Annotated in this window: 7 protein-coding genes; all 7 read right to left on the reverse strand. The window is 47.4% G+C overall.

All coding sequences use genetic code 11. The annotated features are described in order from the left end of the window. Positions 1-459: 459 nt before the first annotated feature. Positions 460-1485 carry an FAD:protein FMN transferase gene (locus tag Q1M25_RS05375; RefSeq protein ID WP_300482596.1) on the reverse strand — a complete coding sequence of 342 codons (1026 nt, stop codon included), beginning with the start codon at positions 1483-1485 and terminating at the stop codon, positions 460-462. Positions 1486-1603: 118 nt separating this feature from the next. After that, positions 1604-2098, reverse strand: a complete 495-nt coding sequence (locus Q1M25_RS05380; protein ID WP_049331191.1) for a nitrous oxide reductase accessory protein NosL — start codon at positions 2096-2098, stop codon at positions 1604-1606. Then, positions 2095-2925, reverse strand: coding sequence for an ABC transporter permease (locus Q1M25_RS05385; RefSeq protein WP_004519673.1), 831 nt, complete (start codon positions 2923-2925; stop codon positions 2095-2097). The genes Q1M25_RS05380 and Q1M25_RS05385 overlap by 4 nt, the downstream gene beginning before the upstream one ends. Then, positions 2922-3821: an ABC transporter ATP-binding protein gene (locus Q1M25_RS05390; protein ID WP_049331188.1), complete on the reverse strand. Its 900-nt coding sequence runs from the start codon at positions 3819-3821 to the stop codon at positions 2922-2924. The genes Q1M25_RS05385 and Q1M25_RS05390 overlap by 4 nt, the downstream gene beginning before the upstream one ends. Positions 3822-3877: 56 nt before the next feature. Further along, positions 3878-5263 (reverse strand): nitrous oxide reductase family maturation protein NosD, encoded by a 1386-nt coding sequence (locus Q1M25_RS05395; protein WP_300482605.1) that lies wholly within the window; start codon positions 5261-5263, stop codon positions 3878-3880. 192 nt (positions 5264-5455) lie between these two features. Beyond that, positions 5456-7423, reverse strand: a complete 1968-nt coding sequence (gene nosZ / locus Q1M25_RS05400) for a TAT-dependent nitrous-oxide reductase (RefSeq protein WP_070646250.1) — start codon at positions 7421-7423, stop codon at positions 5456-5458. Positions 7424-7530: 107 nt separating this feature from the next. Continuing rightward, complete coding sequence (locus tag Q1M25_RS05405) at positions 7531-9825, reverse strand: NosR/NirI family protein (protein WP_300482609.1); 2295 nt, start codon at positions 9823-9825, stop codon at positions 7531-7533. Positions 9826-10272 lie beyond the last annotated feature (447 nt).

The raw sequence follows: 10272 nt of genomic DNA on the forward strand, positions 1-10272 counted from the left end.
ATATGTTGTAAAAAAGTTCAATAAAAAATCATATTTTTATTCAATAGAATCAATCACTAAATGAATTATTCTACTTTTTTATAATATTCACTAGTAATGTTCCGCTTATCCTGATATTATACCGTTCATCTAAAGACATCCGGTTATCTGCATTACAGACCGTTCATCTGAATTGCTTCAAACCACTTTGTCGGATTTTCCCATATATGTTGTGTTTCTCCGTATCGAAGGGGTTTGAGCGGTCGAAATACCGTTTTGCTTAGATATTAAAGCTTCGTGCTTTGAAATGAGTGAATTTTTGTTTTAAGTGTCGTAATCTCTTGCTAATTACTCCCAGCTGCAAGAGTTTCAGGGTTGCCCCTTGGGCAGCCCTTCTTTTTTATCCTCCATTTTTTCAGCAACCAAGCCTTCCCTGCCCTATACACATAGTCAAAACCGCAAGCAAGACCGCCCTTCTCCTCAACTTCCAATCTTCTTCAATTCATTATTCGGCATCACCAGCCAAACCTGTGCCTTTTTAACTTGGGCCGCTGCTCGGATGGCCGCTTCATCCATAATAGAAAATGCGGTAGAAAAAGCATCGGCAACTGCCGCACTTTCCGCCATAACGCTCATGCTTTTATAGCGCGGCTGGCTTCCGCCTGTGCGCGGGTCAAACAGATGGGTAAATTTGCCAGCTTCGTCCATTACCGTGCCATAGCCGCCCGATGTGGCAAAGGCTTGGTTTTTCATGGCAATGGTGGTCAGGATTTGGTCTTCTTGGTCAGGATTGCGGATGCTGACATTCCACTCGCGCTGGTTGGCATTATCAAAGCCGTAAATCTCCCCCATATCAATCAATGCCTGAGAAACGCCTTGCTGCTTCAACAATTCAGCTACTTTGTCGGTGATATAGCCTTGGGCAATGCCGTTAAGCGACAAGCCCATGCCTTTTTGGGCAAAACGGATTTCTTTGGTATCAAAATCGACTTTGTTGAAATCCACTAATTTGAGCGTGTCTTTGATACTGCGCTCAGATGGTGGCGTTTCGGTTTTTGGGTTTCGCCTAAAATGATCGGCATACAGATTCCACAATGGCTGAATGCTAGGATCAAACGCACCCTGCGTCAGCTGATGGATATCTCGGCTGATACTGAGCAGCTGCAAAAAATCGGATGGCGGATTTTTCAGACGGCCTTCTCGGTTTAAACGGCTGATCAGGCTGTCGTCCCGATACAGGCTGAAGATTTTTTCCAACCGTAAAACTTCCGCCAATACTTTGTTGACCAATATTTCTGCCTGCTTGCGCTCAACGCCGAACAAACGCAACTCCGCGCCCGAACCCAATGCAATGCCTCTCCAAATAACTGGCTGCTCTTCTTGATTTGGGCTGGTCGGATGCGTCGGTTGATTGGTTTTGCGGCTGATGGCAAAAGGAATGCCGACACCGGCAGTAAGGGTGGCAACTATGGCAAGGAAACGGCGGCGCGTTAAAGGGGTGGACATAAAGTATTCCTTAGATTTTTTATCTTTATATTGAAAGCCTCATTCATTAAATCAGCAATCGGCAGCTTCCAACACAAAGGCCGTCTGAAACTGTTTCAGACGGCCTTTATTGGTTGTTTTATTTGAAAATGTATTCGTCGGGCATCTCTGCAAAACCGACTACTCTGCCGCCTTTTTCTTTGGCGAATTTTTCAGCCTGAGCCTTGTCGGCAAACGGAAGCGCATCTTCCGCACCCATGCCGCCGATAAAGCTGCTTTCGATAACGTAATAGGCTTTTTTCGCATCTATCCATTCGGCGTCGGCATTGGGTTTTTCCCAATCTTTGACTTTACCCATATCGGTAACATAGATGATATGAATGCCTTTCGGCTCTTCAGGCAGCTTGGTGTAGCCGAACATCTGCTTGATGGTGGAAAACCAAACCGGTTTGTCAGGTTTGCCGTTCAAGAAGATTTGCGCTTTAGGGCCGTTGTGTTCAGTCAAATTCATGCTGCAGTAATGACCCACTGCGCTGTCGCTGATTTGTTGGGGCGCAGGCGGAGGGCTGTTGTCCTGCTTGCTGCAGGCTGCCAATGCGATGAGTGTGAAGGTTGTCAATAGTATTTTTCTCATATTTGTCGCTTTCCGAAAATCCAGGCGGCTAAAATCAAAGGAATGATAACCCATAATACCTGAGCCGTCAGCAAAATAGGCATACTCAGGCTGATTTGTTCGCTCAAACCTGCCATGCCGGCATACATGGCTGTATTTTCGTAACCCGTCAGGTTCAGTAGGCGATAAATGTCTGCAGGGTTGAACAAAAGAACGGTTTCCACTACAGGCGCGGTAATGACTTGTTCGGTATCGGCAACCAAAACACCCAAAAGCGCCATATCGAAAATAACGACAAAAAACAGCCATACGCCGATGGCGATACCGGCGGCGGTACCGCGTTCTTTAACTTTTGCGCTGATCAAATAGCCCATGGACAAAAAGGCTGCGCCAAGAATCACGCTGGCAGCAATCAAAAGGGCGAAAGGTTGCCATGCGGCAATATCAAAACCGCCGTTGGCAAGCTGAAGGGTAATACCTGCCAATCCGTAGCCTGCGGTGGTAGCAAGGGCAAGAATGATGAGGTGGCCGATAAATTTACCGGCAAGGATTTGGTTGCGCGAGATGGGGTAACTTAGCAACAACGCCATTGTACCGCGCTCGATTTCGCCGATCAGTGCATCATAAGAGAGCAACATCGCAATCAGCGGGATCAAGAAGATAGACAGGCTGGACAGACTGACTACAGTTACCGTCAAGGGATCAACCTTGACCGAACCGGTAGGCGAGCTGCCGAGAAAGCCTAATGACAGTGCCAATGCGGCAAGCAAAAGTGCGGCGGCAAGAACCCAACGGTTGCGCAGGCTGTCGCGAACTTCTTTGCCGGTAATAATCCAAACGGGGTTCATACGTCTTCCCTCTTCAAGAATTGCGCGTACATATCGTCAAGTGTAGGCGTGTGGATATCGATGTAGGCAAGACTGCCCAAATCACCCAATTCGCTCAAAAGAGCCATGCGCTCTTCTGCTTTACATTGCGCTTGGTATGACAGGCCGTCTGAAAGCGGATGCCAACGCTCGCTCAACGGACGCGCTTCTTTCAAGCGGACGTTGACGGTCAGCGGCAGACCGCTTTGAACATGCAACTCATCCATGCTGCCGTCGGCAACTTTCACGCCGTTTTTCATGACGATGATGCGGTCGGCGTGGCCGTCAAGCTCGGCCAGTGCGTGGGTGCTGAGCAATACGGTCGCACCGCGTCCATTCAGTTCGCGCACGACTTCGTAAAACATTTGGCGTGAAGCCGGGTCAAGGCCTGTGGTCGGTTCGTCAAACAATAAGACTTTAGGCTCACCCAACAAGGCCTGTGCCAAAGCGAGACGCTGGCGCATACCTTTGGAGTAAGTGCCGACACGGCGGCGTGCCGCTTGAGAAATGCCGACACGCTCGAGCAATTCACGGTTTTTACTCAGGGGCTGTTTTTTAAGTTTGGCATAGAAATCCATGGTTTCGATACCGGTCAATGAAGGGTGCAATGCAACCGTTTCAGGCAGGTAACCGATTTGGCTGCGACGCTGCGCGCCTGCTTTACTGCCGGTCGGCTCTCCCAAAAGCATCACTTCGCCCTTGGTCGGCGTAATCAGGCCGAGTATCAGCTTCATAATGGTAGATTTGCCTGCACCGTTGTGTCCTGCCATGCCGACGCTCTCGCCTGCCTTGAGAACCAGATCGACTTGGTTGACGGCCTTTTGGCTGCCAAACTGCTTGGTCACGTTTCTTAATTCAACGTGGTTGGTACTGCTCATGGATATTCCTCTAGTGAATGTTTCAGACGGCCTTTGATATTAGGCCGTCTGAAAGGTTACATATTGGCATTTCCGCCTGTCAGCGCACCGTTTTCGGCATTACCCCATTCGGATTGGTGCGTTTTTGCTTCATGCAGCAATTCGTCCTTCATGGCTTCGTATTTGGTTGTCGTTTTATTGCGGACAGGGTTCATCAAAGGCTTGCTATCAATTACGCCACCAGGCAGGATGGCGGGAAATTGCGATTGCGCCCATTTGACAATGCTGATGGCAGGGCTGTTCATCAATAACCGGGCGACGGGTGCGCGCCAGATGATTTGGTCAATAATCCCGTTGGGACGGTAGGCACTGTCGCCGAAGCCGTCGCCGTCAAGGTCAAAGGCGCTGTTATCGCTCCAATAGTTGCCGCGACCACCCTCGCCCCAATCAAGGAAACGGGTGCTGACGTATTTGACTTGGCTTTCGTTATTGATAAACGAATTATTGAACAGGCTTGTGCCTTCAATGGCCGCGGTAAAGTGAATACCGATTTGACAGTTTTCAAAATGGTTGTCGAAAATTTTATTGTAGTTGGCATTGTAGGCAAACACGCATTTGCCTGCCTTATTGATCACATTATCGTGAATTTCGGAATAATTGACGTAGTTGAGCATAATGCCTTGGTCGCGGCTGCCAACGGCAATGTTGCCATACACTTTCAGGCGTTCGGAAAACATCAGCACATAACCCATGTTGTTGCCGACGGAGATATTGTTGCTGACTTCGCTGTCATTGGTGTACATATAATGGACGGCAAAGCGTAAGTCGCTAAAGCGGTTGCCTTTGTAGGTATTATGGGTACTGGTATTTGAAAAAATACCGTCACGGCCTTTGGAAATATCGTTATCGACCACTTGCGCACCGGGCGCATTCCAGACGGTTACGCCGTTGCCGCGTTCGTTGACACGCAGGGTTGCATCGCCGATGATTTTATTTTCCCGCACCATGGATTCTGCCGCACCGTGAATATACACGCCGACAGAATTGTCGATGATGTTGTTATGCTCCACCAGCGCGTGCGTTGCCGTCTCTTCTAAATAGATACCGGCATCCATTGCCGGCAAACTCATGCCGGAATGGGAAATAGTCAGATTGCGCAAAGTTACATCAGGCGCATGAACGGCAACCGTCCTCCCGCTCCGGTCGCCGACAATCTTGGCGGAACGGTCAGCAGGGCCTTCGATGGTAATGGGTTTGTCGATATAGAGTTTGGTTTTGTATGTACCAGAGGCAAGCTTGAGCGTATCGCCGGCTTGGGCGCGCGCCAAAGCATCATTGAGATTGTCTTGTGCGGATACGTTGATGACTGAGGCAAAGGCCGTCTGAACCATGCTGCCAAGCAGCAATACGAGTGCGGCACGTTGCCATTTGGAACGATGGATTTGTGTGTGCGTCATAATCATATCTCTGTTTCAGACGGCCTGCTTGCCGCATGATAAACCGATGCGGAAACAGGTATTTTGGTGTTATAGCAAAGCTGTCTGATGATGGCTTTCATTTTGTGGCCATATCGGCCGACAAACAACTTTGCTATAAAGGCCGTCTGAAAGAATGTTTTTTCAGACGGCCTGAAGAATTAAATCATCAAACCGAAATTATTTTGGTTTAACAATCATTTGGCCAGACATTTCCATGTGCAATGCGTGGCAGAACCATTGGCAGTAGTACCAGTGTACACCTGGACGGACAGCCTTGAAGGTTACAGAAGATGTAGCTTGCGGGCCAATCTCCATAGCAATGCCATAACCTTCCAAAGTAAAGCCGTGAGTCAAGTCTTCAATGGTCTCAACGTTGGTTACATATACGGTAACTTCGTCGCCTTGGTTCACTTCAAATTGAGGAACGCTGTAAGCAGGCGCAACGGCAGTCATGTACACACGTACTTTGTTGCCTTCACGTACGACTTTGGCAGCTTTTTCCAGCTCAACGCCATCTTTTTGCGCTTGTTCCAAAGCTTCTTGCCAGAACCATGGGTCTTTGCGGTCCCAAGTTTTGCTTGGGTTCACTTTAGACGCGGCAACCAAGCACAAGTCGTGTGGTTCGGCAAAAGTCGGATTGTCATGCACCAGACGCATTTCGTCGCCAGAGATGTCGATCAATTGGTCACACTCAGGTTTCAAAGGACCGGCATTCAAGAAGCGGTCTTTAGAGAACTTGTTCAAAGATACCAACCATTTACCGTCGGCTTCTTTGGTTTCACCCATGGTAGTGTGGTTGTGGCCCGGTTGATAGTGAACGTCGAGTTTTTGTTTGATCGGATCGATTTTCTCGCCTTTATAGGCTTTAATCGCATCATCGATGTTCCATTTCACCATTTGGCTGTCGATAAACAATGTAGTATAGGCATTGCCGCGACCGTCAAATGCAGTGTGTAATGGGCCAAGACCCAGTTGAGGCTCGGCTACGACAACATCGCGCTCTTTGATTTTACCTGCAAACAAGTCATCCAGTTTGCTGACATCCAATACGGTAACGGTTGGAGACAGTTTACCGTTGAGCATAATGTATTTGCCGTCAGGGCTTGCATTACAGCCGTGAGGAGAGTTAGGAACCGGGATGTAACGAGTGTATGGAGAGTTGGCTTCCGCACGACCGTCCAACATTTTCACGCCGTTAACTTCTTTGAAGTCGCCTTTTTTAATGCCTTCTTCGATAGCGGCCAGGTTAAATACTACACACCAGTCTTGCTCGTTAGAAGAAGCACCTTGTACAGTCAGAGCGCGTTCAGAGTTATAGCAGGTAGAGAAAGAGTATTTACCTTGGTAGTCGGCATCGCCATTATCCAAGTTACCGTCTACCAAAACTTGCCATGCGATTTCCATGGTTTCGCCGTCAATTGCGGTATAAACGGCATTCCAAGTTTTCGCATCATCCCATTTACCTACGCCGTCAACTGGAACAATGTGTTCGCCGTTGGCAAAAACGTAACCGGTTTTCGGATAACGTTGCGGACGCAGACCGTGGATACCTGAAGCATTAGGAATATCGATGATTTTATCGGTTTTCATTACATCCAAGCGGACGCGGCAAACACGGGTGTTTGCTTTATCGTTGGCGTAAGCATAACGGCCATCGTAAGTTTGGTCGGTGAAAGACAAGTGCGGGTGGTGCAAGTCGCCGTTAGGGTAGCAGCGCAGACCGCTGTCTTGCAGAAATTTACGGGTTTCCGGCGTAATTTTTTCATTCAAAATACGCAGGCTCTCGTTGGTACGGCCCCAACCGGTAGCGCTGTCCATATTGAACACAGGGATACGCATCAATTCACGCATAGAAGGTACGCCGATCAAGCGCATTTCACCTGATTGACCGCCTGACAAGAAACCGTAGTATTGGTCAAGTTCGCCTGGACCGACTTCGGAAGTTTGTTTGCCCGGTTCGGCAGAATGAGCAGCGGCTTTTTCGGCAGGTGCAGCACCGGAAGCAGCAGCTTTATCACCCTCGCCGTTAGAGCAACCGGCCAAGCCCAACAAACCAGCACCGGCAATACCTGCACCGGAAGCAGCGGCAGTACCTAAGAATGAACGACGGCTTAAGCCGTTTTGTTCTAATTTTTCGTCTGACATACGACACTCCTTGGATAAAATCCGGCGGCCGATTTTTCAGACGGCCTGCCGATGAAAAATTTTCTAAGTCGGGCTGCCGATACAGCCCTCTTTTTTATTTAAAATTACTACTTGTCGACACTGATTGCCGATTCTTTTTTAACAAACTGGACGACTTGTTCTTGGGCATTTTGCGTCGCTGCCGCATCATGCTGTTCAGCTTTTGCCGCCGCTTGTTTTTGTTTTTTCTTATTCGTTGCCACTACTTGAGGACAACGCGTATCGTGATGATACATTACCTGACAATGCAGACATTGGATACATTCGTTCGGATGAATGTCGCCTTCAGGTGCGATTGCCTGTACTGGGCATTCGTGTGTACAAATCTGGCATGGGTTACCGCACATTTTATAACGGCGCAGCCAATCAAACACACGGAAGCGGCCCGGCAATGCAATACCTGCACCCAAAGGACACAGATAACGGCAGAAGAAACGTTCGATGAACAAGCCTGCAATCAGCAAAGCAGCGGCGAACAGAACAAACCACCATTCACGCATGAATTTCAAAATAATTGCAGTTTTGAAAGGCTCAATTTCAGCAAATTTTTCAGCCGTACCCAAATCGTACAGGGAAATTGCCAACAAGGCGAAGAAAATTACATATTTAATCGCACTCAGACGAGTATGCAACAAGTGTGGCACTGTAATTTGTTTCATACCCAATTTTTTAGCGATACAGTTGGTTAACTCTTGCAATGCACCGAAAGGGCACAGCCATCCACAGAATGTACCGCGGTTCCACAACAGCATGGTTGCCGCTGTAAAGAGCCACAGAATGAATACCAGCGGATCCATCAGGAAGAATTCCCAGTGGAACTCAGTCAAAACAGCTGAGAACAACGTCAAAGTATTCACTACCGATAATTGTGCCTGAGCATACCAGCCGATATAAAACAGCGTAAAGGTCAGGAAACAGAGACGGAATCGGTCATACCATTTTTCGTAACGGACAATCCAATCTTGGAACAGGAATACCAACAGAAGAATTGTCAAAGCAATGCCGACAACCACGATTTGACCTTGTTTGGCTTTCCAAACCTGTTTCCAAAGTTGGTTGGATACACCTTCCTCAGCCGTTGCATCTTCTGCAATACCTGTACTTTCTTCCGGAGCAGAGGCTGCCGTAGCCACCGGCTCAACCGGTGCGCTGATTTCAACCGGCGGTGCTTTAGGATCGTCAACGTAGTAGCCTTTTGGCAATTCATAATCCAAATCGGCAGTTACAAATGCCTTATCATTTACGCTCAATACGCGTTGAATCATCAATTGCAAACGCCATGGCTCAGCACCATCAAATTCCACACCTTCAGGAATGGTAAACCAAGAAACCTCTTTAAATGCAGGCGCACCTTCCGCTGCCAAAGCAACCACACGCTCATGTTGTGCATCGGTAAAACGGAAGCTGGTATCGCCCTGAATCATTTCGATACGGTCGAAGATACCGCCGCGGACATAACCCGAACCTTTCCAAGAATAGCGACCCTCGCCGGCCACCATCACGGCTTCTTGGCCAGGTTTCAAACGTTTTTGCAGGTTGTTCCAACCGGCTTCACCTAAAAGGCTTTTACCGATGGAAGGTTGGCTGACCAAGGCAACATACAGATCAATAAATGTATCATTACCATCGCCCTGCTCCGCATGATCTGCCACACCTGCTTTACCGCTTTTCTCAAACAGTTTATTGATTTCGTCGATAGAAATATGCAGATGACCGACGGCTTTTTGTTCCAAAAGCGCATTCCATGACAGGATATCTTGTTTGTCTTGATTGGCAACACGACGCGGACGAGTTTGAACGGCAGGTTCGGCAGACTGTTCGCCGGAAGCAGCTGCCGTACCGGCTTGAACTGCTTTATCTGTACCCAAATGATATTGATGGATTACTGCTTTAACAGAGCGCTGAATACTGTCATTGATGACCATCAGGGTCACAGTCGCACCACTAATAATATCCCCTGGTGCAACACCTGGTTGAGGCGGGTTTTTAATAAAATTTAAGCCGATATATTTGTCAATGAATTTATCGACACGGGATTGCGGGATACCGATCAGCATAATCGGCTCATGGTGCTCAACCAATTTTGCGCCGGCAATAGTGCCATCATTGGCCAATGCAACCATCGTATCGATCGGTTTGCTCGAATAACCGCGCGTATTGACCACGTCAGTCGTGATATAAACCAAGCCAAGCTGCTCTTCGCCCTTGTACACGCGAGCAACCAAAGGCTTACCTTCAGGCTTACCGTAGCGGTCAGCACCAGGAAAAATTTCAGACGGCTGAACTTTTGCCAAGAAATCAGGCAAGCGTTCCGCGTAAGCAGGCAGGCTTACCATCATCACGAAAAATACAGCAAACAGCATAAGGATTCGTTTCCAAATGCCACTTAAGCACTTCATTTCAAGACAGGACATGGCTATTCCCGATATATCGATACTCTAAACACTTATATTATATGAATCATCTATCGGCAATAATTTGATTAAAATCAAGTTTACAAATCTTAAAACCAAATTCTACATGCTAATAATACTTTAGAACTATATTAAACAATCCCATCTTTAGCAGACATGAAACATAGGAAAATCAACCCGATTCAACAAATCTTCTTATATTATTAATTTATTTATAATAATACTCAAAACAATTTCTGAAATTCTATTTAGCATATATTAAAGAAGAATACAAAGATTAGATTTTAATTTCAATAGGCCGTCTGAAAATAATCTAAAAACTTTAGCCCCCATTCTTTCAAAACAAACAAAAAGAGCCTGTATAACACAGGCTCTTTTTTCAGACTAATCTTAAGT

This window comes from uncultured Neisseria sp., from assembly GCF_951230505.1.
In the GTDB taxonomy this organism is placed as follows: Bacteria; Pseudomonadota; Gammaproteobacteria; order Burkholderiales; family Neisseriaceae; genus Neisseria.